Origin of the sequence: Pelomonas nitida (genome assembly GCF_043555975.1) — a bacterium.
Classification (GTDB): domain Bacteria; phylum Pseudomonadota; class Gammaproteobacteria; order Burkholderiales; family Burkholderiaceae_C; genus Pelomonas; species Pelomonas nitida.
In genome coordinates, this window is the sequence record NZ_JBIGIA010000010.1 from 55,172 (window position 1) to 80,219 (window position 25,048).

General features: G+C 68.6%; 20 protein-coding genes. 12 read left to right on the plus strand and 8 right to left on the minus strand.

Features of this window, described 5'->3' with window-relative positions:
• Positions 1 to 13: 13 nt before the first annotated feature.
• Genes ACG00X_RS14070 through ACG00X_RS14080 form a run of 3 tightly spaced genes read left to right on the plus strand, consistent with a single transcriptional unit; the run spans position 14 to position 3,560 of the window.
• Entirely contained in the window at positions 14 to 1,294 is a 1,281-nt protein-coding gene (locus ACG00X_RS14070; protein ID WP_394488818.1) for a nucleotide sugar dehydrogenase, read from the plus strand.
• Positions 1,295 to 1,305: 11 nt separating this feature from the next.
• Positions 1,306 to 2,436, plus strand: a complete 1,131-nt coding sequence (locus tag ACG00X_RS14075; RefSeq protein ID WP_394488819.1) for an acyltransferase family protein — start codon at positions 1,306 to 1,308, stop codon at positions 2,434 to 2,436.
• Positions 2,433 to 3,560 carry a TIGR03088 family PEP-CTERM/XrtA system glycosyltransferase gene (locus tag ACG00X_RS14080; protein WP_394488820.1) on the plus strand — a complete coding sequence of 376 codons (1,128 nt, stop codon included), beginning with the start codon at positions 2,433 to 2,435 and terminating at the stop codon, positions 3,558 to 3,560. Before ACG00X_RS14075 ends, ACG00X_RS14080 begins: the two co-directional genes overlap by 4 nt.
• Here ACG00X_RS14080 and ACG00X_RS14085 read toward each other — a convergent pair.
• From ACG00X_RS14085 to ACG00X_RS14095, 3 genes are read right to left on the minus strand one after another with little or no spacing between them, the layout of a single operon-like run.
• Positions 3,546 to 5,165 carry a hypothetical protein gene (locus tag ACG00X_RS14085; protein ID WP_394488821.1) on the minus strand — a complete coding sequence of 540 codons (1,620 nt, stop codon included), beginning with the start codon at positions 5,163 to 5,165 and terminating at the stop codon, positions 3,546 to 3,548. The two genes, ACG00X_RS14080 and ACG00X_RS14085, sit on opposite strands and share 15 nt — an antisense overlap.
• Positions 5,162 to 6,169 carry a glycosyltransferase family 2 protein gene (locus tag ACG00X_RS14090; RefSeq protein ID WP_394488822.1) on the minus strand — a complete coding sequence of 336 codons (1,008 nt, stop codon included), beginning with the start codon at positions 6,167 to 6,169 and terminating at the stop codon, positions 5,162 to 5,164. The genes ACG00X_RS14085 and ACG00X_RS14090 overlap by 4 nt, the downstream gene beginning before the upstream one ends.
• A gap of 13 nt (positions 6,170 to 6,182) precedes the next feature.
• Positions 6,183 to 6,563 (minus strand): GtrA family protein, encoded by a 381-nt coding sequence (locus tag ACG00X_RS14095; RefSeq protein ID WP_394488823.1) that lies wholly within the window; start codon positions 6,561 to 6,563, stop codon positions 6,183 to 6,185.
• Between the two features lie 227 nt (positions 6,564 to 6,790).
• On the opposite strand from ACG00X_RS14095, the gene ACG00X_RS14100 reads away from it, so the two are divergent.
• The 9 genes from ACG00X_RS14100 to ACG00X_RS14140 all read left to right on the plus strand — a co-directional run bounded on the left by ACG00X_RS14100 (position 6,791) and on the right by ACG00X_RS14140 (position 17,711).
• Positions 6,791 to 8,710: an XrtA/PEP-CTERM system amidotransferase gene (locus ACG00X_RS14100; RefSeq protein ID WP_394488824.1), complete on the plus strand. Its 1,920-nt coding sequence runs from the start codon at positions 6,791 to 6,793 to the stop codon at positions 8,708 to 8,710.
• 14 nt (positions 8,711 to 8,724) lie between these two features.
• Positions 8,725 to 10,053, plus strand: a complete 1,329-nt coding sequence (locus tag ACG00X_RS14105; protein WP_394488825.1) for a nucleotide sugar dehydrogenase — start codon at positions 8,725 to 8,727, stop codon at positions 10,051 to 10,053.
• Complete coding sequence (locus ACG00X_RS14110) at positions 10,050 to 11,264, plus strand: glycosyltransferase family 4 protein (protein ID WP_394488826.1); 1,215 nt, start codon at positions 10,050 to 10,052, stop codon at positions 11,262 to 11,264. The genes ACG00X_RS14105 and ACG00X_RS14110 overlap by 4 nt, the downstream gene beginning before the upstream one ends.
• A 5-nt stretch (positions 11,265 to 11,269) precedes the next feature.
• Positions 11,270 to 12,466 carry a glycosyltransferase family 4 protein gene (locus ACG00X_RS14115; RefSeq protein WP_419964734.1) on the plus strand — a complete coding sequence of 399 codons (1,197 nt, stop codon included), beginning with the start codon at positions 11,270 to 11,272 and terminating at the stop codon, positions 12,464 to 12,466.
• Complete coding sequence (locus ACG00X_RS14120) at positions 12,459 to 13,775, plus strand: putative O-glycosylation ligase, exosortase A system-associated (RefSeq protein WP_394488828.1); 1,317 nt, start codon at positions 12,459 to 12,461, stop codon at positions 13,773 to 13,775. The genes ACG00X_RS14115 and ACG00X_RS14120 overlap by 8 nt, the downstream gene beginning before the upstream one ends.
• Positions 13,772 to 14,731 (plus strand): polysaccharide deacetylase family protein, encoded by a 960-nt coding sequence (locus ACG00X_RS14125; protein ID WP_394488829.1) that lies wholly within the window; start codon positions 13,772 to 13,774, stop codon positions 14,729 to 14,731. The genes ACG00X_RS14120 and ACG00X_RS14125 overlap by 4 nt, the downstream gene beginning before the upstream one ends.
• Before the next feature lie 95 nt (positions 14,732 to 14,826).
• Positions 14,827 to 15,897: a Gfo/Idh/MocA family protein gene (locus ACG00X_RS14130; protein ID WP_394488830.1), complete on the plus strand. Its 1,071-nt coding sequence runs from the start codon at positions 14,827 to 14,829 to the stop codon at positions 15,895 to 15,897.
• Between the two features lie 76 nt (positions 15,898 to 15,973).
• A complete protein-coding gene (locus tag ACG00X_RS14135) occupies positions 15,974 to 16,561 on the plus strand; it encodes an acyltransferase (protein ID WP_394488831.1) in 588 nt (195 codons plus the stop codon).
• 4 nt (positions 16,562 to 16,565) lie between these two features.
• Positions 16,566 to 17,711 carry a DegT/DnrJ/EryC1/StrS family aminotransferase gene (locus tag ACG00X_RS14140; RefSeq protein WP_394488832.1) on the plus strand — a complete coding sequence of 382 codons (1,146 nt, stop codon included), beginning with the start codon at positions 16,566 to 16,568 and terminating at the stop codon, positions 17,709 to 17,711.
• Between the two features lie 3 nt (positions 17,712 to 17,714).
• Here ACG00X_RS14140 and ACG00X_RS14145 read toward each other — a convergent pair whose 3' ends face one another.
• From ACG00X_RS14145 to ACG00X_RS14165, 5 genes are all read right to left on the minus strand, one after another.
• A complete protein-coding gene (locus tag ACG00X_RS14145; RefSeq protein ID WP_394488833.1) occupies positions 17,715 to 19,388 on the minus strand; it encodes an asparagine synthetase B family protein in 1,674 nt (557 codons plus the stop codon).
• An 18-nt stretch (positions 19,389 to 19,406) separates the two neighbouring features.
• Positions 19,407 to 21,620, minus strand: a complete 2,214-nt coding sequence (locus ACG00X_RS14150) for a GNAT family N-acetyltransferase (protein WP_394488834.1) — start codon at positions 21,618 to 21,620, stop codon at positions 19,407 to 19,409.
• Between the two features lie 7 nt (positions 21,621 to 21,627).
• Positions 21,628 to 23,085, minus strand: coding sequence for an oligosaccharide flippase family protein (locus ACG00X_RS14155; RefSeq protein WP_394488835.1), 1,458 nt, complete (start codon positions 23,083 to 23,085; stop codon positions 21,628 to 21,630).
• 133 nt (positions 23,086 to 23,218) lie between these two features.
• On the minus strand, positions 23,219 to 24,112 hold the full coding sequence (locus ACG00X_RS14160) for a glycosyltransferase family 2 protein (RefSeq protein WP_394488836.1): 894 nt from the start codon (positions 24,110 to 24,112) through the stop codon (positions 23,219 to 23,221).
• Positions 24,113 to 24,118: 6 nt separating this feature from the next.
• Positions 24,119 to 25,048: a glycosyltransferase family 2 protein gene (locus tag ACG00X_RS14165; protein WP_394488837.1), complete on the minus strand. Its 930-nt coding sequence runs from the start codon at positions 25,046 to 25,048 to the stop codon at positions 24,119 to 24,121.

Consider the following 25,048-nt stretch of genomic DNA (forward strand, 5'->3'; position numbering starts at 1 on the left):
CGAGAAGCGACCCATGAACACGCTCGCAGTCATCGGCCTCGGCTACGTGGGCCTGCCCCTGGTGGTGGAGTTCGGCAAGCAGATCCGCACTATCGGTTTCGACATCGCGACGCACAAGGTCGAGGCCTGCCAGCGCGGCACCGACCCCAGCCGTGAGCTGAGCGACGAGGAGGTGCAGGCCGCCACGCTGGCCGTCTACACCGACGACCCGAAGATGCTGGCCGAGGCCGACGTCATCATCGTCGCCGTGCCCACGCCGGTGGACGAGGCCCACATCCCCGACTTCCGTCCGCTGATCGGCTCCAGCACGAGCGTGGGCCGCCACATGAAAAAGGGCGCCATCGTCGTCTATGAGAGCACCGTGTACCCGGGCGCGACCGAGGAGGTGTGCATCCCGGTGCTCGAGCGCGAGTCGGGCCTGAAGTGGAAGCAGGACTTCTTCGTCGGCTACAGCCCCGAGCGCATCAACCCGGGCGACAAGGAACACACGCTGACCAAGATCCTGAAGATCGTCTCCGGCGACACGCCCGAGACGCTCGACAAGGTCGCCCAGGTCTACGAGAAGATCATCGTCCCCGGCGTGCACCGCGCGTCCAGCATCAAGGCCGCCGAGGCCGCCAAGGTCATCGAGAACACGCAGCGCGACCTCAACATCGCGCTGATGAACGAGTTGGCCATCATCTTCGACAAGCTGGGCATCGACACCTCCGAGGTGCTGGAAGCCGCCGGCACGAAGTGGAACTTCCTGAAGTTCAAGCCGGGCCTGGTGGGTGGTCACTGCATCGGCGTGGACCCGTACTACCTCACGCACAAGGCCGACATGCTGGGCTACCACCCGCAGGTCATCCTGGCGGGCCGTCGAATCAACGACGGCATGGGCAAGTTCATCGCCGAGCAGACCATCAAGCAGATGATCGCCAGCGGCAGCCACATCAAGGGCGCGCGCGTCAACGTGCTCGGGTTGACCTTCAAGGAGAACTGCGGCGACCTGCGCAACTCCAAGGTCATCGACATCATCAACGAGTTGAAGACCTATGGCGTGGAGGTGTTCGTCACCGACGCGCAGGCCGAAGCCGACGAAGCCATGCACGAGTACGGCGTGCGCCTGATGCCCTTCGACGAGCTGCCGCGCGCCGACGCCATCGTCGCCGCCGTCTCTCACCGCGAGTACGCGGCGCTGTCTGTCGAGGACGTCGGTAAGAAGCTGGTCAAAGGCGGGGCTTTCATCGATGTGAAGGCCGCCTTTGACGCGGGCGCGCTGCAGGACGCGGGCTTCCTGGTGTGGCGGCTCTGAACGAGCCCACCGTGTCGCCGCTGCGCCGCTGGTTTGAAGCGCGGCTGGAACTGGGGCGTGAATTGGGCGCGGCGACGCTGCGGCCGATGGAAGGGCTGCGCGGCGTCGCGGTGCTGCTGGTGTTCCTGGTGCACTACGCCACGCTGGTATCGCCCTGGGTGCCTGCGCATGGCCCGGCGAGCGTGATCCTGGACGCCGTGCACGCCATCGGCAACGTCGGGGTCGATCTGTTCTTCGTGCTCAGCGGCTTCCTGATCTATGGCGGCCTGATCGTGGCTGAGCGGCCGTTTCTTGACTACCTGTGGCGGCGGGTGCGGCGCATCTACCCGGCCTTCCTGGCGGTGTTCGCGCTCTATCTGGTGCTGTCCATCGGCCTTGGGCGGACGGAGAACTTGCCGCGTGAGCCCGGCGCGGCGACGCTCTACGTGCTGTGGAATCTGTTGCTGCTGCCCGGCCTGACGCCCATCAAGCCGCTGATCGCCGTGGCCTGGTCGTTGAGCTACGAGTTCTGTTTCTACCTGCTGGCTCCACTGGTGATCGCGCTGACCGGCCTGCGCCAGCGCAGCCGCCGATGGCGCGTGGGCTTCATCGTGCTGATGACTGTGCTGGCGCTTGCGGGCTTTGCCATCTGGGGCGGGCCGGTGCGGATGACGATGTTCCTCGCGGGCATGTTGCTGCACGAATGGCTGAGCGGTGAGAACCCGCCGGGCTGCTCTGCCGTCGTGGGCCTTGCTGCCGGGCTGCTGGCGCTGGCCGTGCCCTTGGTGCCGATGCCGGGCCCGGCGTTGCAGGCGCTGCGTGTCGGGCTGATCTACGCGGGCTTCTTCTGCCTGTGCCTGGCGGCCTTCCAGCGGCCCGGCAACGCACTGGGGCGATGCCTGGCCTGGACGCCGTTGCGCTGGATGGGCAATGTCAGCTATTCCTATTACCTGCTCCACGGCCTGGCGCTGCAGGCCTTCTTCAGTGTGGCGCAGCGCTTCATATCGCCGGGCCACGATGGACTTGCCTTGGCCTTGCTGTTGCCGGCCTGGCTGGCCACGCTGCCGCCCTGCCTGATGCTGTTCCTGCTCATCGAGCGGCCGCTGTCGCTGGCCCCTAAATCCGCCACTGCGCGCAGCCCGGCGGCTGCCCTGAAGTCGTGAGCCAGGATCCGCGCCCGCTCGTCGTCCACCTGCTGCACCGTTTCGACACGGGCGGGCTGGAGAACGGAGTCGTCAACGTCATCAACCATCTGCCCGCCTTTCGGCATGCCGTGGTGGCGGTGACGGAGATCACCGCGTTCAAGGAGCGCGTGACGGCACCGGGAACGCAGTTCGTCGCGCTGAACAAGCCGCCAGGGCAGGGCTTCTGGCTCTACCCGCGCGTCTACAAATTGCTGCGCGAACTGCGCCCCGCCGTCGTGCATACGCGCAACCTCGGGGCGATGGAGTTCCAGTGGCCCGCCTGGGCGGCGCGTGTGCCGTTGCGCGTGCACAGCGAGCACGGCTGGGACACCAACGACCTGGGTGGTGTCAGCGTCACCAACCAGCGGTTGCGGCGGCTGTACGGGGCCCGCACGCATCGCTTCGTCGCGCTGTCCAAGGCCATCGAGCAATACCTGACGGGGCCGGTGGGCTTCGCCCCGGCGCGCGTGCAGCGCATCTGCAATGGCGTCGACACGCAGCGTTTTTCACCGGCCGTGGCGGTGCCGCAGGCCTGGCCTTACCGGCGTGGCGAGCATCTGGTCATCGGCGCGGTGGGCCGCATGCAGGCCGTCAAGGACCCGCTCAACCTCGTTGACGCCTTCCTGCGCCTGCGCGAGCTGTGCCCGGCCCACTGGCCGCGGCTTCGTCTGGCCATGCTGGGCGGCGGCCCGCTGCTGGAGGCGGCGCAACGCCGTCTGGCCGAGGCCGGCGCGGCGGACCAGGCCTGGCTGCCCGGTGACCGCAGCGATGTGGCGCAACTGCTGCCGCAGTTCGACATCTTTGCGCTGCCATCGCAGGCCGAGGGCATCAGCAACACGCTGCTCGAGGCCATGGCCTGCGGCTGCGCGCCGGTGGCGACCGACGTGGGCGGCAACCCGGAGCTGATCGACCCCGAGGTCCAGGGCCTGCTGGTGCCGTCGCAAGACGCGGAGGCGCTGGCGGCTGTGCTCGCGCGCCTGGTGAGCGACGCCGCGCTGCGCGAGCGGCTGGCCGCCGCGGCGCTGGCCCGCGTGCGGGCGCAGTTCAGCCTGGGCGGCATGATCGCCGCCTATGGCGAGCTTTACGCGTCAGCGCGCACGTAGTTCGTAGGCGGGGAAGCCGCCGGCGTCCACCGGGCCGCTGATGGCGTAGCGGGCCGCGAGGTGGCTGCGCAGCTTGGCGCGCGGCAGGCCGGACTGGGCTACCTGCATCACGGGCCCGCGCCAGTCCTCGTCATCGAGCGCACGGAACACCAGCACGCGGTCGCCCCGTGCCAGCGCGGCGTCGACCCGTGCGTCCAGCCGCGCGAGCAAGGCCTGGGTGTCGCCCGGCGTGTCGTTCGCCTGCACGAGGTCGATGTTGAAGTGCTCGATGCCGGCCGTGTTGAACAGGCTGCTGTCCGGCTCGCCCGGATAGGCGGCGAAGCCCACGTACAGGCCCTGCGGCCCGAGTGCGGCCTGCAGCGCCTGCTCTCGCTCCGCCAGCGCGAAGCGGGCCTTGGGAATGCCGTAGCCGAGCAGGTTGACCGCCAGCAGCACCGGCATCACGAGACCCAGCAGCCACACGTCCAGCCAGCGGCGGCGCAGTTGCAGCGCCAGCAGCGCAACCGGCATCGTGAACTGGAACCAATGCTCGGGGTCATTGAGGTTGTAGTAGTACGAGAACGCGGTGGCACCGAGCACGAAGGCCCAGGGCGACAGCAGCCCGGGGGCCGCGCGGCGCAGCGCCTGCTGCGCGCCCACGACGGCTGTGGCCAGCAGCAGGCCGCCCACCAGCGCCGCCAATGCGGCCTGGCCCAGCAGCGAAGGCAGCACCGGTTTCACGTCGGGCAGCCAGCCCCACATCCATGCGCGGCCCAAGGTGCCGAGGGATGGAAGGAAGGCGAAGTTGTTGATGAGGCTGAAGGCAAACCGCAGCGGCATCTCCTTCCAGGAGGCCACCCAGGTCTGCAGTGCCTGCTTTTCCTTCAGGCCGCCCACGGCAAAGCTGAGCAGGTCTGCCGCCTGCGTCGTGCCGGTCTGGCGGGCTGTTGCATAGGCGGCCAGCAGCAGCGTGAAGCCGACGACCGCCAGCGTGACGGCATAGGGCAGCGTACGGCGCACGCCCTGGGCGACACCGTGGCGGCGGGCGCTGCGGATCAGCATGAAGAGCGCCAGCAGCAGCGTCTGCGGCAGCACGCTGACGAGCAGGTTCACGGCCAGGCCCGACCAGGCGGCGCTGGCCACCATGTCGCGCAGCGCCGGTGCGCCTGCGCTTTCCGCGCGCTCCCAGCGCATCGCGTGATGCAGCGCCAGCGCGAGAGCCGGGAGCACCATCAGCTTGATGTGGGCCGTCGGGCCCAGCGTCATCAGGTTGAAGCTGGCCGCCACGAAGACGACGGCCGCCGCACTTTTCAGCACGCTGTGGCCGGCTTCGCGCAGCGTCGCAAAGAAGACTGCGCATCCCAGCGCGACGCTGGCGACGTTGATCGCCTCCAGCGTGTGGTTCACGCCCAGCACGCCGCCGCTGGCGCGGTACAGCAGCAGGGCCAGCGGCTGCATCCACAGGTGGCCGAGGTCCCAGAAGAAGCGGTTGGTGCCGAGCTCGTGCCAGTAGCGGTCGACGTCGTCGACCTTGAGCGCCGAGCACAGCCAGGCGTAAGCCAGCGCCACCAGCAGGGCGACGGCGGCCAGGTGGGCCGGACGGGCGTGTGGCGTGGTGGTGTTCATGGCTGCCCCCACTGGCCGGTGATTGCTTCCACATGAAAGCGCGGCCGCTGTTTGCTGGCCTCGTAGACCTTGGCCAGGTACTCGCCAATGACGCCCAGGCTCAGCAGCTGGATGCCGCCCAGCAGATACATCGGGATCACGGTGGATGCCCAGCCGGGCAGGGCGACGTCGGTGAACAGCCGGATGAACAGCGCCCACAGGCCCAGTGCCACGCTGATGAGCGACACGAAGGCGCCCAGGCCGGTGATGGCGCGCAGCGGCGCCGCCGAGAACGACGTGACGCCGCGCCAGGCCAGGCTCAGCATCTTGGACAGCGGGTACTTGGATTCACCGGCGAAGCGCTCGGCGCGGTCGAACGGGACGATGCTGCTGCGAAAGCCCAGCTGCGGGATCATGCCGCGCAGGAAGAGGTGGGTTTCGGCGTAGCTGCGCAAGGCCTCCAGCGGGCGCCGGCCCATGAGGCGGTAGTCGGCATGGTTGAAGACCACCTCCACGCCCATGGCCGCCAGCACCTTGTAATAGCCCTCGGCCGTGAATCGCTTGAAGAAGCTGTCCGTGTCGCGGCGGCCGCGCACGGCGTAGACCAGTTCGTCGCCTTCGCGAAAAGCCCGGATCATGGCCGGGATGATGGAGAGATCGTCCTGCAGGTCTGCGTCCAGGCTGATCAACGCGTCGCCGCCGATGGACATGAGACCGCACAGCAGCGCGTTCTGGTGGCCGCGGTTGCGGCTGAGCTTGATGCCGCAGGCGTCGCTGCTTTCCCGGGCCAGCGTCTCGATGAGCGCCCAGGTGCCATCGCGGCTGCCGTCGTCGACGTAGTAGGCGGCACTGGCGGGGGCGATCAGCCCTTGCGCCTTCAGCGACGCGAGCAGTGCGCCCAGGCGCCGGGCCGTCTCGCGCAGCACGGCTTCTTCGTTGTAGCAGGGCAGCACGAGGTTCACGACCGGCGGTTGGTCACTGGCCCAGCTGGCGCGGGGGAATCGGGCGGGATCGATCAGTTCCATGGCGGGGCGGCGGTCAAGGTCTGCGGAATACCCAGAGGCGGCTGAGCGTGAAGTTGCTGGCCAGCACACCGCCGGTGGCGACGATCTGCGCCAGCACCGGGTGCAGCCCCAGTGCGACTGCGGCGTGCAACAGCCCGGCATTGAGCGCGCAGCCCACCGCCACCATGGCGGCGAAGCGCAGTTGCTGGGCGCGGTGCGTCACGTGCTGGCCCTGGCGCGCGAACGTCAGCCGGGCGTTGGCCCAGTAATTGAAGGCGGCACTCGCCAGGAAGCCCGCCGTCGAGGCCGGCACCAGCGGCAGCCCGGCGGCCAGCACGAAGCCCGCCGTCAGCAGGTACTGAAGCAGCGTGGAGAGCGCGCCGACGGTCAGGAAAGAGAACAGCTGGGCGATCAAGGCGGGCAGGGCGGAAGGGGGCGCCGAAGTATCGGGGCTCGCCTTGGTGAGGCCGTCCCGTGCGCCGAGGTCAAGGCATCCCCCGGTCGGGGGGATAACCCGTCGGTCGCGTCACCACTGCAGGCGCCAAGGCGAGGTAGCGGCACCAAGCTCGGTAAGAATCCGCTTTTGCTCCGGCCAGGCGGGCTGGAGCGCCTTCCATCGATTGGCTGAACCAGGTTCTTCCCATGTGCGGCATCACCGGTCTGTTCGACACCCGCGGCCAGCGCGTCCCCGAGCGCGAGCGCCTGCACCGGATGAACGAGTCGCAGCATCACCGCGGCCCGGACGAAGGCGATCTGCACATCGAGCCCGGCGTCGGGTTTGGCCATCGCCGCCTGTCCGTCATCGACATCGCCACCGGCCAGCAGCCCATCTTCAACGATGACAAGTCGGTGGCGCTGGTCTTCAACGGCGAGGTCTACAACTACCTCGAGCTGATGGACGAGCTGCGCGGCCACGGCTATGTGTTTCGCACCAAGAGCGATTCCGAAGCCATCGTGCGCGCCTGGGAGCACTGGGGCGAGGACTGCGTGCACCACCTGCGCGGCATGTTCGCCTTCATGATCCACGACCGCCGCCGCGACTGCCTGTTCATGGCGCGCGACCGCCTGGGCGTGAAGCCGCTGCATTACGCGATGACCGAGGACGGCTGGCTGCTGTTCGGCTCCGAGTTGAAGAGCCTGATGGCCCATGGTGGCCTGCGCCAGGACATCGACCCGCGCGCCGTGGAGGCGTATTTCGCGCTGGGCTATGTGCCCGACCCCTGGACCATCTATCGCCACGCGAAGAAGCTCGCACCCGGCCACCGGCTGCTCGTCAAGCGCGGCCAGCCGCTGGGTGAGCCGCAGCGCTACTGGGACGTCAAGTTCACGCTCGACGCCAGGATCGGCGAGGAAGAAGCCGCCGAGGAGTTGCGCCGCCGCCTTGCCGAATCGGTCAAGCTGCGGCTGAAGGCCGAGGTGCCGCTGGGCGCCTTCCTGTCGGGGGGCGTCGATTCCAGCGCCGTGGTCGCCGCGATGGCGCAACTGGACGGCCAGCCCGTCAACACCTGCTCCATCGGCTTCGACGACCCCAAGTTCAACGAGACCGAGTTCGCGCAGATGGTGGCCGACCGCTACCGCACCCACCACCGCGTCGAGGTGGTCAGCAGCGACGACTTCGGCCTTGTCGACCAGCTGGCCCATCTCTACGACGAGCCGTTTGCCGACTCGTCGGCCATCCCCACCTACCGCGTCTGCGAGCTGGCGCGCAAGCATGTGACCGTGGCGCTGTCGGGTGACGGCGGCGACGAGAGCCTGGGCGGCTACCGCCGCTACAAGATGCACATGATGGAGGAGCGCATGCGCAGCGCCTTCCCGCTGGCGCTGCGCAAGGGCGTGTTCGGCCCACTGGCCAAGCTGTATCCGAAGGCCGACTGGGCGCCGCGCGTGTTTCGCGCCAAGACCACGTTCCAGGCCATCGCGCGCAATTCGGTCGATGCCTACTTCAACACCATGGGCCTGGTGCGCGACCCGCTGCGCCAGGAGCTGTTCAGCGACGCCTTCAAGCGCGACCTGCAAGGCTGGCATGCCAGCGAGGTGTTCCACGACCACGCGCGCCGCGCCAACACCGACGACCCGCTGGCGCTGATCCAGTACCTGGACATCCACACCTACCTGCCCGGCGACATCAACACCAAGGTGGACCGCGCCAGCATGGCCCACAGCCTGGAGGTGCGCGAGCCGCTGATGGACCACCCGCTCGTCGAGTGGGTGGCGTCGCTGCCGTCGGACCTGAAGCTGCGCGGCCAGGAGGGCAAGTACGTGTTCAAAAAGGCGCTGGAGCCCATGCTGCCGCACGACGTGCTCTACCGGCCCAAGATGGGCTTCGCCGTGCCGCTGGCGCGCTGGCTGCGCGGCCCGCTGCGCGAGAAGACGCGCCAGGCGCTGCAGCACGGTGCGCTGGCGCAGACGGGCTGGTTCAATCCGGCCACCATCGCCCGCCTGCTGGACCAGCACGAACGTGGCGCCATGGACCATGCCCAGCCGCTGTGGGTGCTGCTGATGTTCGACGCCTTCCTGCGCAACGCGGGCCTGGGCACCACCACCGCGCGCGCGGCGGCCTAAAGAGGAACAACAAGATGAAGGTTTCGGTATTCGGTCTGGGCTATGTGGGTGCGGTGTCATGCGCCTGCCTGCCCGAGCTGGGCCATGACGTCGTGGGCGTGGACATCAATGCGCTCAAGGTCGAGCTGATCGCGTCCGGCCAGTCGCCCGTCGTCGAGGAAGGCATCGAGGAGCTGATTTCCGCCGCGGTCAAAGCCGGCAAGCTGACGGCCACCAACGATGTCGCGGCGGCCGTGCTCGGCACGGAGGTGTCGCTGATCTCGGTGGCCACGCCGTCGCTGCCCAACTACATGCCCGACCTGACCGCACTGGACGCCGTCGTGCGCCAGATCGGCGCCGAGATCGCCAGAAAGGCGGGTCACCACACGCTGGTCATCCGCAGCACGGTGGCACCGGGCACGACGCGCGCGCGCATCGCGCCGCTGCTGGAGCAGGCCGCCGGGCGCAAGATCGGCGACCGGCTGTCGCTGGTGTTCAACCCCGAGTTTCTGCGCGAGGGTTCGTCGGTCGCCGACTTCCACAACCCGCCGCAGACCATCGTCGGCAGCCTGGACGACGCGGGCGTGGAGGTGATGCGCCAGCTCTACGCCGGCGTGCCGGGCAGCTTCGTTGCGGCCGACGTGGGTGTGGCGGAGTCGGTCAAATACCTGTGCAACGTGTTCCACGCGCTGAAGATCGTCTTCGCCAACGAAGCCGGCGCCGTGCTGAAGGAAACAGGCCTGGACTCGCGCGACGTGCTGGAACTGTTCTGCCGCGACACGCAGCTCAACATCTCCAAGGCCTACCTGCGGCCGGGCTTCGCGTTCGGTGGCTCCTGCCTGCCCAAGGAGGTGAAGGGCTTCCTGACCATCGCGCGCGAACGCGGTGTCGACATCCCCGTGCTGGGCTCGCTGCTGGACAGCAACGACGCCCACATCGGCCGCGCCTATGACCTCATCGCGTCCGCCGGCCGCAAGCCTGTGGCGCTGTTCGGCCTGGCCTTCAAGCCCGGCACCGACGACCTGCGCGATTCGCCGCTGGTGGTGCTCGCCGAGAAGCTTCTCGGCAAGGGCTTCGATCTCGCCATCTACGACAAGTTCGTCAAGATCGCGCGGCTGCTGGGCAAGAACAAGGAATACATCGACCGCGAGATTCCCCACCTCGACAAGCTGCTGCACGAGACGCCAGACGCGGCGCTGGCGCGGGCCGAGATCGTCGTGGTGGGCCATGCCGATGCCGAGACGCGCCAGCGCATCATCGCGCTGGCCAAGGGCGCGCGTGTCGTCGACCTGAACGGTTATGCCGACCTGCGCCAGGCGTCGCTGGCGGGTGGCTTCGCGCAGTACGAGGGCATCTGCTGGTGAGCGGAGCGCCTCGTCGCCTGAAGGTCGCGTTCATCTCGCCGGTCTTCCTGTTTCCGGCCGATGCCGGCGGCAAGATCCGCACGGGCAACATCCTGCGCGGGCTGAAGGAAAGCGGGCAGTTCGACATCACGCTGCTGTCGCCCGCCACGCCGCAGCAGCAGCTCGAATGGCAGGGCGAGCTGGACCGGCAGTGCGAGCGCTTCGTCGGCTGGCAGCCCAGTCCGCCGAAGGCGCGTTGGCAACGGGCCCCGGATTTGCTGTCGCCGCTGCCCATCAACGTCGCCGCCGATCGCACGCCGGCGGCCATGGCCGCTGTCGAGCAGCTGCTGGCGGCATCGTCTTTCGACGTCGTCGTCTTCGACTTCGTCCATGCCGCCGTGCTGCGCCCGGCCGGGCTGAAGGGGGCGACGGTCTGCTTCACGCACAACGTCGAGGCGGAGATCTTCGAGCGCCACGCGAGAACGGCAGCCAGCGCCCCGCTGCGTTGGCTGTGGGGCTCGCAGGCCGGCAAGATGCGCCGCTTCGAGCGCGAGGCGCTGGCAACTTTCACGCGTGTGGTGGCCGTGTCCGAGCGCGATGCGAAGCAGTTCGCGGCCGATGGCCTGACGACGGCACGCGCCATCCCCACCGGCGTGGACCTCGACTTCTTCAGCTGGCAGGCGCCCGCCGAGGGCACACCGGTCGTCGTGTTCACCGGCTCGATGGACTGGGAGGCCAATGTCGATGGCATCCGTTTCTACATCGATGAAGTCTGGCCGCGCGTGCGCGCCCAGGTGCCGCATGCGCAGCTGCGCGTGGTCGGCAAGAACCCGCCCCCGTCGCTGGTGCAGCGCCAGGTGCCCGGCATCAGCTTCACGGGGTTCGTGGATGACGTGCGCGACCATGCCCGGGATGCCCAGGCTTTCGTCATCCCGCTGAGAGTGGGGGGCGGTACGCGCATCAAGGCGTTCGAGGCGATGGCGATGGGCGTGCCGGTCGTGTCGACGAGCATCGGCATCGAGGGACTGGATGTGGACCATGGCACGCATTTCCTGCGCGCCGACGGCGCCGACGAGCTGGCCAGCGCGACGCTGAAGCTGCTGGCCGACAGTGCGCTGCGGCTGAAGCTGTCGAGCGCGGCGCGCGGGCTCGTGGAAGACCGTTTCGGCCACCGCGTGGCGGCCGACGCGTTCGGCGCCATCCTGCGTGAAGCGGCGGAGGCGGCGGCGTGAAGCCCTTGAAGGTGCTGACGTTCTCGACGCTGTTCCCGAACAGCGTCAAGCCCAGCCACGGCATCTTCGTCGAGACGCGGCTGCGCGAGTTGCTGAAAAGCGGCCAGGTGGAATCGCGCGTCATCGCGCCGGTGCCCTGGTTCCCATCGCGGCACGAGCGCTGGGGCGACTACGCGAAGTTCGCCGCCGTGCCGGCCCGTGAGCAACGCAACGGCCTCGATGTGCGGCACCCGCGCTACTTGTTGCTGCCCAAGGTCGGCATGACGTCGGCCCCGCTCATGCTGGCGCTGGGTGCGCGCGCGGCCGTGCAGCAGCTCATCGACGAGGGTTTCGATCCCGATGTCATCGATGCGCACTACTACTACCCCGACGGCGTCGCCGCCGCCTTGCTGGCCAAGTGGTTCGACAAGCCACTGACCATCACGGCCCGTGGCACCGACCTGAACCTCATTCCGCAGTACGCGCTGCCCCGGCGGATGATCGAGTGGGCGGCGCGGCGCGCGGCCGGCTCCATCGGCGTGTGCGCGGCGCTGATGGACGTGTTGCGGGGCTGGGGGCATGAGCCGGCCAAGCTGCACACGCTGCGCAACGGCGTGGACCTGGAGCGCTTCAGGCCGCTGCCGCCCGCCGCGATGCGCGCGGAACTCGGCGTCGACGGCGATCCGCTGCTGTTGTCGGTGGGCCACCTGATCGAGCGCAAGGGTCACGACATCGCCATCGATGCGCTGGCCGAACTGCTGCCCGCACGGCCCGGCGCGCGGCTCGTCATCATCGGCGAAGGCGAGGAGCGCGCCGCATTGCTGGCGCGCGCGGCGCGGCTGGGTGTGGCCGACAAGGTCCGGCTGACCGGGGCGTTGGCGAACACCGAACTGCTCAAGTGGTACAGCGCGGCCGACGTGCTGCTGCTGTGCTCCAGCCGCGAAGGCTGGGCCAACGTGCTGCTGGAGTCCATGGCCTGCGGTACGCCGGTGGTGGCCACCGACATCTGGGGCACGCCCGAGGTGGTGGCTGCGCCGGCGGCCGGGCGGCTCGTCGCCGAGCGCAGCGGCGCGGCGTTCGCGGCGGGCGTTCAGGCGCTGCTGTCGGCCGGTGTGGACCGCGCCGCGACGCGCCGGTATGCCGAAGGCTTCAGCTGGCAGGCGACGACGGAGGGGCAGCTGGCGCTGTTCCAGGCGGTCACGGGAGTGGCGACGCATGCGTGAGGTGCTGCTTCTCGCCATCATTGGCTGGATCGTGTTGCAGGCGTTTCGCCGCCCGTGGATCGGCATCCTGGGCTGGACGTGGATGAGCATCATGAACCCGCACCAGCTCACCTGGGCGCTGCGGAGCATGCCGTTCGCGGCGGCCATCGGCGGCGCGACGCTGGTGGGGCTGCTCATGACCAAGGATAGGCGCGACTATTCGCTGAACCGCGAGAACATCCTGCTGATGCTGCTCATGGTGTGGATGTGCATCACGCTGCCGTTTTCCATCCATTTCAGCGACAGCTACGAGCTGTGGAAACGCGTCATGAAGATCGACCTGATGATCCTCGTGGCGATGGTGTTGCTGCACAGCAAGCGGCACATGCTGCTGCTGGTCTGGACCCTGGTCATTTCGATCGGCTTCTTCGGTGTGAAGGGCGGCGCTTTCACCGTGGCGACGGGGGGTGGCTACCGGGTGTGGGGGCCCGAGAACACCTACATCGAGGGCAACAACGAGGTGGCGCTGGCCATCGTCATCGTGATCCCGCTGATGCGCTTCCTGCAACTGCAGATGCAGGCGCGGTGGGCCAAGGCCACGATGAGCGTGTGCATGCTGCTGATGGCCATGGCGGCGCTGGGCAGCCATTCCCGGGGCGCCTTGCTGGCCATCGTGGCCATGGCCTTGGTGTTGTGGTGGCGTGGCAAGAACCGCCTGGTGGGGGCCATCGTCATGGTGGTGGTGGGCTGCACACTGCTTTCGCTGATGCCGCAGGAATGGTGGGAGCGGATGAGCACCATCAAGACCTATGACGCAGACGCTTCGGCGATGGGGCGCATCAATGCCTGGGTGATGGCGCTCAATCTGGCCAAGGCGCGTTTCTTCGGTGGCGGCTTCATGGTCTGGACGCCGGAGGTCTTTGCCATGTACGCGCCCGACCCGCTGGATGTGCACGCCGCCCACAGCATCTACTTCATGGTGCTGGGTGAGCAGGGCTTCGTGGGCCTGTTGCTGTTCCTGTTGCTGTTCACGATGGTGTGGTTCTCGGCCGGCGCGCTGCGCACGCAGGCGCGCGGCAAGCCCGAGACGCAGTGGCTGTCCGACCTGGGCAGCATGCTGCAGGTGAGCCTGGCCGGCTACGCGGTGGGGGGCGCCTTCCTCAGCCTGAGCTACTGGGACCTGCCCTACAACCTGCTGGTGCTCGCCGTGGTCGGGCGCCGCTGGCTGGCCCGCAAGGAATGGTTGCGCGAGAAGGACGAGCCCGTCATTTACTGGCCGGCGTTCCTGAAGAAGCGCTTCGAGAAGAAAAAGGTCGTGCCCCTGCCATGAAGCCCTTGTTCCAGCTGTTGTCTCCGGCGGGTGACCGGGCCCGCCTGACCGTGCTGATCTTTCACCGCGTGCTGCGCAGCCCCGACCCGCTGTTCCCCGACGAGGTGGACGCCGCGCGTTTTGATGAACTGCTGGGCTGGGTCAAGGCCTGGTTCAACGTGCTGCCGCTGGATGCCGCCATCGAGCGGTTGCGCGATGGCAGCCTGCCGGCGCGTGCGGCGGCGCTGAGCTTCGACGATGGCTATGCCGACAACCACGATGTCGCGCTGCCGCTGCTGCGCCGGCACGGGCTGCCGTGCAGCTTCTTCGTCGCCACGGGCTTTCTCGACGGCGGGCGCATGTGGAACGACACCCTCATCGAGGCGGTGCGGCGCAGCGCGCTGCCGGTGCTCGACCTGCGCGGCCTGGCCGATGGCCGCGGCGAGGATCTGGGCCAGCATGCGCTGGGCGACGACACCGCGCGCCGCGCCGCACTGGGGCGCCTCATCGAACGCGTCAAATACCTGGCGCCCGAGCCCCGCGTGGCTTGCGTGGAGGCCATCGCGGCCCGCGCCGAGGTGAACCCGCCGGACGACCTGATGATGAGCAGCGCGCAGGTGCGTGCGCTGCGCGCGGCCGGCATGCAGATCGGCGCCCACACTGTCAGCCATCCCATCCTCGCCACGCTCGACCACCCGCGTGCGGGCGACGAGATCGGCCGCAGCCGCGACGTGCTTCAGGCCTTGCTGGGCGAGCAGGTGGGCCTGTTCGCCTACCCGAACGGCAAGCCGGGTACCGACTACCTGCCGGACGTGCACCCCGGCCTCGTGCGGGAGCTGGGCTTCGATGCCGCCGTTTCCACACGCTGGGCTGCGGCCCGCCGTGGCGACGACGTCTTCCAGATCCCGCGCTTCACGCCCTGGGATCGCGGGCGGTTGAAGTTCGGCCTGCGTCTGGCGCGGCAGCTGATGTCCTGACGACACGGCTGCGCGGCCCCGCCGATGGCGGCGCCGCTGGGGGGGCGCCACTGCGCCGACAATGCAGCCCGGATAGATCAACCCGGACGAACTGCATGGGCCAGCCCATTCCTTCCACCCCGCTGCGCAAGGTCCGCTTTGCGCTGGTCGGCTGCGGCCGCATCGCGCAGAACCATTTCGAGGCGCTGCGGCGCCATGGCGAGCGCGCGGAGCTCGTGGCCGTGGCCGATGTCGACGCGGCAGCCTTGAGCGCTGCCGTCGCTAGCACCGGTGCGCGTGGCTTCACGTCCCTGGCCGACATGCTGGCGGCCCGCGCCGAGCTGGGCATCGACTGCGTCGTGCTGACCACGCCCAGCGGCCTGCACCCCCGCCAGGCCATCGAGGCCGCCCGGGCCGGCCTGCACGTGATGACCGAGAAGCCCATGGCCACGCGCTGGCAGGACGGGCTGGCCATGGTCAAGGCCTGCGACGATGCCGGCGTGCGCCTGTTCGTCGTCAAGCAGAACCGCCGCAACTCGACGCTGCAGCTGCTCAAGCGGGCGGTGTCGGAAGGGCGCTTCGGGCGGCTCTACAACGTGGCGGTCAACGTGTTCTGGACCCGCCCGCAGGCCTACTACGACAGCGCCGACTGGCGCGGCACGTGGGAGTTCGACGGCGGCGCCTTCATGAACCAGGCCAGCCACTACATCGACCTGCTGGACTGGATCGTCGGCCCGGTCGAGAGCGTGATGGCCTACACCGGCACGCTGGCGCGCAACATCGAGGTCGAGGATGCCGGCGTGGCCGCGCTGAAGTGGCGCAACGGCGCCATGGGCACCGTCAACGTCAGCATGCTGACCTACCCGAAGAACCTGGAGGGCTCGATCACCTTGCTGGGTGAAAAGGGTTCGGTGCGCATCGGCGGCGTGGCCGTCAACGAGATCCAGCACTGGCAGTTCGATACGCCGCACGAGATGGACGCGCAGATCGCCGACGCGAGCTACCAGACCACCTCGGTCTACGGGTTCGGCCACCCGCTCTACTACGACAACGTCATCAACACGCTGCGTGGCGAGGCCGAGGCCGAGACGGACGGCCGCGAAGGCCTGAAGTCGCTGGAGCTGCTGATCGCGATGTACATGAGCGCGCGCGACGGCAAGCGCGTCAACCTGCCGCTGAGTTACTGATGCCCCCACGTTCACTTCGTTCACTGGCCCCCGAGGGGGCGCTCGCGCCCTTGGGGCGGCCCGGCGGGCGCGACTGATGGCGACCACGATCCACCCCAGCGCCATCGTCGACGACGGCGCCCAGCTCGGCGACGGCTGCCGCGTCTGGCATTTCGTGCACATCAGCGCCGGCGCGCGCATCGGCGAGCGCTGCTCGTTCGGGCAGAACGTCTTCGTCGGCAACGACGTGCTCATCGGCAGCAACGTCAAGATCCAGAACAACGTTTCCGTCTACGACGCCGTGACGCTGGAGGACGATGTCTTCTGCGGCCCGAGCCTGGTGTTCACCAACGTCTACAACCCGCGCGCCGCCGTCGTCCGCAAGGACGAGTACCGGCGCACCCTCGTGAAGCAGGGTGCGACGCTGGGGGCCAACGCCACGATCGTCTGCGGCACGACGGTGGGCCGCTACGCCTTCGTCGGCGCCGGTGCCGTCGTCAATCGCGACGTGCCGGACTTTGCGCTGATGGTGGGCGTGCCCGCCCGGCAGATCGGCTGGATGAGCCGCTTCGGCGAGCGCTTGGCGCTGCCGCTGTCCAGCGACGTCCCACTCGAGGCCCGCTGCCCCCACACCAACGACCGCTACCTGCTGAGCGGTCAGCAACTCCAACTGATCCAGCCCTGACCTGATGGACTTCATCGACCTCAAGAGCCAGTACGCGGCGCTGCGCGACAACATCAACGCCCGCATCCAGAAGGTGCTGGACCATGGCCAGTACATCCTTGGCCCCGAGGTCAAGGAGATGGAAGCGGCGCTGGCTGCCTACACCGGCGCGCGCCACTGCATCAGCGTCGCCAGCGGCACGGAGGCGCTGCTGATCAGCCTGATGGCGCTGGACCTGCAGCCCGGCGACGAGGTCATCACCAGCCCGTTCACCTTCGCGGCGACGGCGGAGATGATCGTGCTGGCCGGCGGGGTGCCGGTGTTCGTCGACATCGAACCCGACACGGCCAATATCGACGCGACGCTCGTCGAGGCGGCCATCACGCCGCGCACGAAAGCCATCATGCCGGTCAGCCTGTACGGGCAGGTCGCGGACATGGACGCCATCAACGCCATCGCCAACCGGCACGGCCTGGCGGTCATCGAAGACGCTGCGCAGAGCTTCGGCGCGACGTATTGGGGTGGCGTCACGCCCGCGAGTGCGCTGGCTGCGCCCGGCGGCGGGCAGGGCCGAAAGAGCTGCAACTTGTCCACCTTTGGCTGCACCAGCTTCTTCCCGAGCAAGCCGCTGGGCTGCTATGGCGACGGCGGCGCCATCTTCACCAGCGACGATCGCCTCGCGCAGGCCTGCCGGGAGATCCGCACGCACGGCCAGAGCCAGCGCTACCTGCACACGCGGCTGGGCGTTGGCGGCCGCATGGACACGCTGCAGTGTGCGGTCGTGCTGGGCAAGCTGGACCGCTTTGGCTGGGAGATCGAGCGCCGGCTGGCGCTGGGTGAGGCCTACCGTGCCAAGTTGCAGGCTGCGGCGCCGGGCTTGCAGCTGCTGGCCGTGCGGCCGGACCGCGATTGCGTCTGGGCGCAGTACACCGTTTTCGTGGACGACCGTGATGCCGTGCAGGCCCGGCTCAAGGCGGCTGGCGTGCCGACGGCCGTGCATTACCCACGGCCGCTGCACCACCAGCCGGCCTATGCGCAGTACGCGCGCGCCGACCACTGCCCGCACAGCATTGCCGCGGCCGCGCGGGTGATGAGCCTGCCGATGAGCGCCGACCTCAGCGACGCGCAGCAGGACGAGGTGGTCGCCGCGCTCGCGGCGGCGCTGGCCTGATCGTCAGGCCAGGCGCCAGTCCGGCGCGTGCCGGCGCAGCCACTGCTCCAGCATCATCAGGATCCAGACCATCTCACCGTAGTAGCCGGCGTGTTCCTTCAGCCGCTGGTTCAGCAGGCTGTCGACGAACTCGGTGCGCACCAGGCCGCGCGCGGCGATGCCGCGCAGCGACTCGGTGGCCAGCGCATTCAGCGCGGCATCCTTGACCGCCCAGGGCCCGAAGGGCAGGCCGAAGCCGTGCTTCTTCTTCGTCAGGATCTCGTCCGGCAGGAAGCCGCGCAGCGCCTCCTTGAAGAACCAGCGCAGCTTCAGGCCGCGGAGCTTGTAGCTCGTCGGCAGCTTCAAAGAGAAGTCCAGCAGCCGGGTGTCCAGCAGCGGGAAGCTAACGTCCATGCCGGCCAGGCCGGTGGTGCCGACGACCTTGGGCAGGTCGTTCTCGGCCAGCGTGTAGCGCCAGTCGAAGGCCAGCATCTGGTTGACGAGGCTGGCCTCGCGCGGGCCGGCGGCCCAGGTCGCGCGCTGATGCTCGCGCGGCGCCTCCACGCGCACGGCAGACAGGAAGGCCGGCGTGAACACCTGGGCCAGGCCCAGCCGGTCCAGCAGGTTGTAGCTCTGCATGCGGTCGGGCATGGGCACGCGGGCCTGGCGGATGTAGCTGCTGCCCTTCTTCAGCAGCGGGATGCTGCCGGTCACCGGGTTCAGGAACAGCGGGTCCAGCACCGCGGCGCGCAGCGGGGCGGGGATCTGGCTGTAGACGTCGAAGACGCGCTCCTTGGCATAGCGCACATTGCCGCCGAAGAGTTCGTCGCCCCCGTCGCCGGCCAAGAGGCGCGTGAAGCCGTCTTCGCGCGCCTTGCGGGCGCAGTAGAAGGCCGGCACGGCGGAGGAGTTGCCGAAGGGCTGGTCGTAGTGGGCGGCGACGTCGGGGATGGCGGCCACCAGGTCGGCCGGCGTCACGTAGTACTCGTGGTGGTCGGCGCCATAGGCCTTGGCGGCGATGCGCGCGTAGGCCATCTCGTCGTAGCCTTCGGCCTCGAAGCCGATGGAGTAACCCGCCGGTGCCTGGCCCGTGGTCTCGCGCAGCAGGCCGCACACGGTGGAGCTGTCAGTGCCGCCGGACAGGAAGCAGGCGGTCTTGCCGTCGCCGGTCAGGCGGTCCTGCACGGCCGTGCGCAGGATGCTGCGGAATTCGTCGCGCAGCGCGTCGACGCGGGGCGCGGCGTCCTCGACGAAGCGCGGCGTCCAGTAGGGCGCTACGGTCAGCTGCCCGTTCTGGAACAGTGCGTAATGAGCCGCCGGCAGACGCTGGATGCCCGTGTAGATGGTGCGCGGCGCCGGGATGCAGTGGTGATAGAGATAGTCGAACAACGCCTGCGTGTCGAGCTCGCGGATGCCCAGGCGGCTTGCCAGCTCGTCGGCCCGGGTCGCGTAGTGCAGGCGGCCGCCTCGAACGGCGAAGCACAGGCTGTGAACGGCGAACCGGTCCACGGCCAGGTAGTGGCCGCCGCCGGGCAGGTCCAGCGCCACGGCGAACTCACCGCCCACGTCGGCAGCGCAGCTCGCGCCACGTGTGGCGAAGGCTTGCTGCCACGCAGTCAGCGCGTCAGGCGCCGTGGCGGTGAAGCGCGGAGCGCCGGAGGCGAAGGGCGTGTCGGGCGGCAGGGCAGAGGCTTGCATCGCGTGTCGGGTTGGATATCAGCCGGCCAGATTTTCGGCCGGTGGTTTGAATTTTTGGCGCAGCCGGCGCCAGGCGCCGCCGACGGCCTGGCGTGTGAGGCCCGCGAGCCCGCGCGCCGTCAGCGGGTCGTAGGCCACGAGGCCGAATCGCTCGCGGCGATGGCTCATCCAGGTCTTCTTGTAGGCGTCGTCGCCGATCAGGTAGTCGACCTCGGCCACCTGGTCACGGTCGATGACCTCTTCCAGCAGCAGAGCGGTCACCAGCGTACCGGGTGCGATGGCCTTGTAGGCCTCGTCGTAGGCCACCTTGTAGATGTTCGCCCGGCCACCCTGCACGATCCACAACTGGGCGGCGATGGGCTTGTCGCCTATCCATGCGAGGCCCAGGCGCAGCCAGCCCCGCCGCGCGCACAGGCGGATCAGGCCGGGAATGAACTCCACATAGGGCTCGGCCACCTTCCAGCTGGCACCATAGACGGCTTCATAGGCCGCGATGCCGCGCTCGACGTCGGCCTCGTCGCGGATGATCTCCAGCCGGCCGCCGTCCTCGGCCGCCAGCCGCTTGGTCATGCGCTTGATCGTGCTGCGCAGCTGGCCGCTGCGGTTCTTCAGATAGCCGGCCCAATCGCTGTCGACCTGCAGATACCAGTTGCCGAAAGCGAAGTAGCCGCGGGGCTTGAGGCCGGCTTGCCGCAATGACGCCCGCAGCAGCTTGAAGTCGCGGGACTGCGGGTCCATGGGCCAGAAGCGGTAAGCCGACGCGCGATGGTCGCGGCGCAGCGCCATCATCATGGGCAGCAAATCGTCGGCGTCCAGGCCTTCATCGACGGCCAGGGCGTACAGCGTGGTGTAGTAGTTGGCGAGCGCGCCGACTTGGTGACCTGCCGCCGTCTGCTGCACGCCGACCGGCAGCACCGCCAGCACATGCCCCTGCCGGCGCAAGACGTAGAAGATGCTCTTCGCGCCGTCGCGGAAGACGGTGTCGCTCAGCAGTTCGAACCAATCGGCGCCGAACTCGATGTAGACCTGTTCGTTGCGGTCGAGCAGCGCGATGGCGTCGGGCGGCAGCTCGCGAACGCTGTCGATGCGCTCGACGGTCGCGCCACTGCGTTCGACCATCACGTTGGCATCCACCCGGTGCTTGTCCTTGTGCGGCGCCCAGGCTCGCCCGAGCCGGCGCAAGCCGTCGTAGCACAGCCGCAGGCCCGTATGCCGATAGATGCTCACGTGGTTGATCCAGCGCTGCGAGGTGGACCAGGCCAGCAGGTCTGCTTCTGCATTCGTATAGAACTCGACAACGCCATCCGGCACACGCTTGAACAGGTCTTCAAGTGTTCGAAGCAGCAGCACACGGCCGGGCGCAAATCGGTCGAATGCCTCGTGGAACGCTGTTTTCAGCATCACCACCATGTTGCCCCTGATCAGCAGCATGCGCGAAGCCAGCAGGTCCTGGCCGTGCCACAGCTCGTACACCAGTGCCTGGCCTTGCGTGGCGCAGGTGCGCATCAGTTCTGCATAGAAGCGCCCCTGGGCGTTGCTGCTGGTGATGGCAGTGCCTTCCCGGCCTTTCCAGCCGCTGCCTTCCAGCGCAGCGTAGCGCGCCACGGCGGCATCCATGTCCGCGGCGGCAGTGACGATCCGGAACCCGTCGCCCTGGCCCTGGCCCTGGCCTTCGCCCTCGCCCTCGCCTTGCAGACGGCGCAGGTAGCGGCGCATGTTCTGGATGAGCTTGCGCGGGCGCTGCGCCCAGTAGTCGTCGAAGCCGCCGCGCAGGTTGACGCTCATCGTCAGCGCGTGCGGCATGCTCTCGACAGAACGGCCCGGCAGGTCGCGAAGATCGCAGAAATGGGGGTCGTTGCAGAGCAGGTCCAACTCGGCGGCATAGCCGGGCAGCACGGCCAGCAAGCCGCCGATGTCCAGCTTGGGCGGTAGCAGCGTGGGGCCGATCTGCATCTGCGACGGCAGGAAGCTGGACCACACGCCCAGCGCTCTGGGCTGGGGGTTGAGCAGCAGCATCGCGATGACGTGGCCGCCCTGGTCCGCCATGGCCAGCACCACGCCCGTCTCGCCGAACTGCCGCAGCAGTGGCTCGACGAAGCTGCTGGCGAGCAAGGGATGCGCGCCCATGAGCTGGTCGTTGAGGCGGTCCCAGTCGGCGCGATGCGGCCCCAGCCCGTCCTGCGGCTGCAAATCCACAAGGTTCCAGGTCGTCGGGGGCTTCATGTTCTGCATGGTGGATTCAGGCGCCTTCAGAGCGCCGACGGCCCAGACGGCTCGCCGCGAACGAGCGAAGCAGGGTGGCCAGCGGGTGCCCGGTGATGACCAGCGCCGCCAGCCCGGCGCTGGCGCCCAGCACCACCGCCACGGCGAGCTGGGCCACGGCGTTCAAGGCCAGCCAGTGGCCGCCAGCCAGGCCGGCGCCCGCCGCGAGGGCGACTGCCGCCGTGATGAGGGCGCTGTTGGCGAGGATGCGGTGCAGGTCTTGCCATTTGAACCCGATGCTGCCTTGGGCCAGCTTCAGCCACACCAGGCCTGAAAGCAGCGATGCAACCACCAGGGCAACGCACATCGCCGTCACGCCGAAGGCGCCGGCTGCCGCTGCGGCGAGCCCCGTGAACAACGCCTGCAAAACGTTGCCGCGCATGACCAGGCGGTTGTGCCCGGTCGCAACCAGGGCGGCCTGACACACCGTGGTCCACAGCGTCAGCAGCGCGCTCACGCCGAGGATGCGGGTCGGCGTGATCGAGTCGACCCATTGGCTGCCGTACATCAGCAACACCAGCGGCTCCGCCATGAGGGCCAGGAAGGCACACATCGGCCAGCCGACGGCCAGCAGATAGGCGAGGGCCGTCAGGAAGGCCGGCGCGCAACTCTCGCCGCCGCGGCTGAGCGCCGCGAACTTCGCCTCGGCCACCGGGTAGGTGGCGTCGGTCAGCAGGCGATTCACCATCGCGATCAGGCCGTTGGCGCGCGAGTAGTAACCGACGGACGCCATCGATTGCAGCTTGCCGAGCAGGAACTCCGGCGCGCTGGTGGCGGCTGCGGAGAACAGCGAGGAGACGGTCATCGTGGCACCGACGTTCAGCACGCGCCGCAGTTCCGTGAAGGCGGGCAGCCATGGCGCACCCTTGCGCAGCGCGATGCCCGCGATGGCGGCCACGCTGACGCCGGCAAGGTTGCCGTAGGCCAGGCTCAGCGCGCCATGCCCCGCGTAGGCCGTGCCGATGCTGACGCCAGCGATGGCCACGGTCTGCGAAAGACGGACCATGGCAATGGCGTCGAAGCGCATGTCGCGCACCAGCAAGGCGTAGTTGAGCGCCCCAAACGGAATGACGAGGAAGTTGCAGGCGATGACCAGCAGCAGGTCCCGCAGCACCGGCTCGTGGAAATACCCGGCCAGCGGAGCCGACAGCAGCGCCACCAGGAGGCTGCAGCTCAGGCCCATCGTCAGCTGCACGCCCCAGGCGGTGCGCAGGCGCGCCGGGGTCAGTTCCTTCTCCTGGATGAGGTAGGCGCCGATGCCCAGGTCGCGCATCGTTGACAGCAACGAGATGAACACCATCGCCACCGAGAACGTGCCGATCTCCGCAGGCTTCAGCAGCCGCGCAATGACCAGCGACGACAGGATGGTGATGGCCAGGCTGGCGTAACGGTCCAGAAACGAGAACAGCAGCGAGCGGGTGACGGACTGGGCCATGGTCAGGGCTTCCGCACCGAGCGTGTCTGGCGGGCTTGCGGCCACTTCATCGCAGCAGACGCAAGCGCCCGCGTTGGCAACTTGCCGCGGCCGGCATGCTGTCGAACGTCCGATGGCGATTGCATGCGCGCCGTCACGGCTTCACCTGCGGGCGGCTGTTGCCGAACAGCCGGCGCGAGTACCCGAGATAGGCCAGGCCGCCGGGCAGGCGCAGGCTTTTCAGATGGTGGCCCCAGGCCTGCTTCCAGTGGCCCTGCGCCCGGTAGTGGTCGGACAGCGTGTGGTGCGCCGACGCGAGCTTGCGCCGAATGGCGCGCTGCACGTCGGCGGGCAGCGCGAGCCGCAGAATTTCCTCGAGAACCTGGGCCTGCGAGATCTCATAGGCTTCCGACTTCGACAGCGACTCCGGCGTGTCGTTGATGCGAAACGTGGGCTGGTCGATGAAGGCCAGCCGCCGCGTGGCTGCGAGCTTGAAGCCCAGCAACGTCCACTCCAGATACTTGAAGCGCTCGTCGAAGAAGTCCGCCGTGACCCGCGCGCTGCGGTACATCGCGCCGCAGGATGCCAGCCAGTTCGCCCGGGTCATCGCCTGCAGCGGCTCGCGCGCGGCGCCGGCGAACTCAGTCAGGAAGGGCTGATCCTGCCCATGGTGTTCGCGCAGGCCGTTGCAGACGACGACATCCACGTCGGGGTGCTCATCGAGATGGCGGCGCCGCACCGTCACGGCGTCGCCCACGTATTCATCGTCGTCGTCCAGGAAGCCGAAATACTCGGTGCGCACCGCGTCGCGGCCGATGCGAAGCGCCCGAGGCAGGCTGCCGACGCTTTCATAGACCACCTGCAGCCGCGCGTCCTGGCGCAGGCGCTCGAGGAGCTCGGCGTCGTAGCGGCTGCCGTTGACCACCAGCAGGATGGTTGGCGGCGTGTCGGCGGTCCCGAGAATGCTGTCGATGGCGCGCCCAAGCGCGGCGCTGCGCCTGGCTTCGCAGGTGGTCGGGATGATGATCGTGACGCGAGCTGCGGTCATGCGCATTCAGCGGGGCAGCAGTCGCGCGCGCAGCCAGTTCAGCCAGACCCGTGGCGCCAGGGGTTGGTGCGTCAGCGAGATCCGGTAGTAGTTCGTCGCGATGTCACCGGAGCGCGCTGCCAGGTGGGCATCGGCGAAGGTTCGGGCCGAGCGTGCGAGCCGCGCCTGCATGGTGTCGGCGGGCAGGCGCCGGCCGTCGCGGTTGACCAGCCCCCAGCGGCGATACGCCGTGCTCAGAATCCGGTACTCGAAGTTCTCGGCCTTGACCGAGCGCGTGATGTTCTGGTCGTGGATGCGATAGAGCGCCAGCGATTCCGAGACGCCGTGCCATTCGGCCTCGTTGGCGAGCTTGAGCCACAAGTCGTAGTCCTGGCCCTTGCGCAGGCTGGTGTCGAACCCGCCGACCTTGTTCAGCAGTGCCTTGTGCGCCAGCACGGTGGACGTCCAGACTTCGCAATCCAGCAGCAGGTCGATGTAGAGCCAGCCTCGGCGCGCCGGCTTGCTCATGCGCCCGGCGGCCTGGCTCTCCGTCAGATAGGCGAGTGCCGGCGGGAAGCGGCCGTCCGCCCCCGCATGCCAAAGCGTGAACCGCGCATAGACGAGCTCGGCCCCGGCCTGCACTGCGGCCCATTGCCGGGACAGCTTTTGCGGGTGCCAGTAGTCGTCGGCGTCGAGGAAGGCGATGTAGTCGGCGCGAGCCTCCGCGACACCGCGATTGCGGGCAACCGCCGACCCCTGGTTGGCCTGCTGGATCAGCCGCACGCGGTCGCCGTATGCCTGGACGCGCGCCACCGTGTCGTCCGTGGAGCCGTCGTCGACCACGATCACTTCCGTCTGCACGCCCACCTGCGCCAGCGCCGAATCGAGCGCCTCGCCGATGTACTCGCCGCTGTTGAAGGACGGGATGACGATGGAAATCTGGGGAGCGCTCGCCAC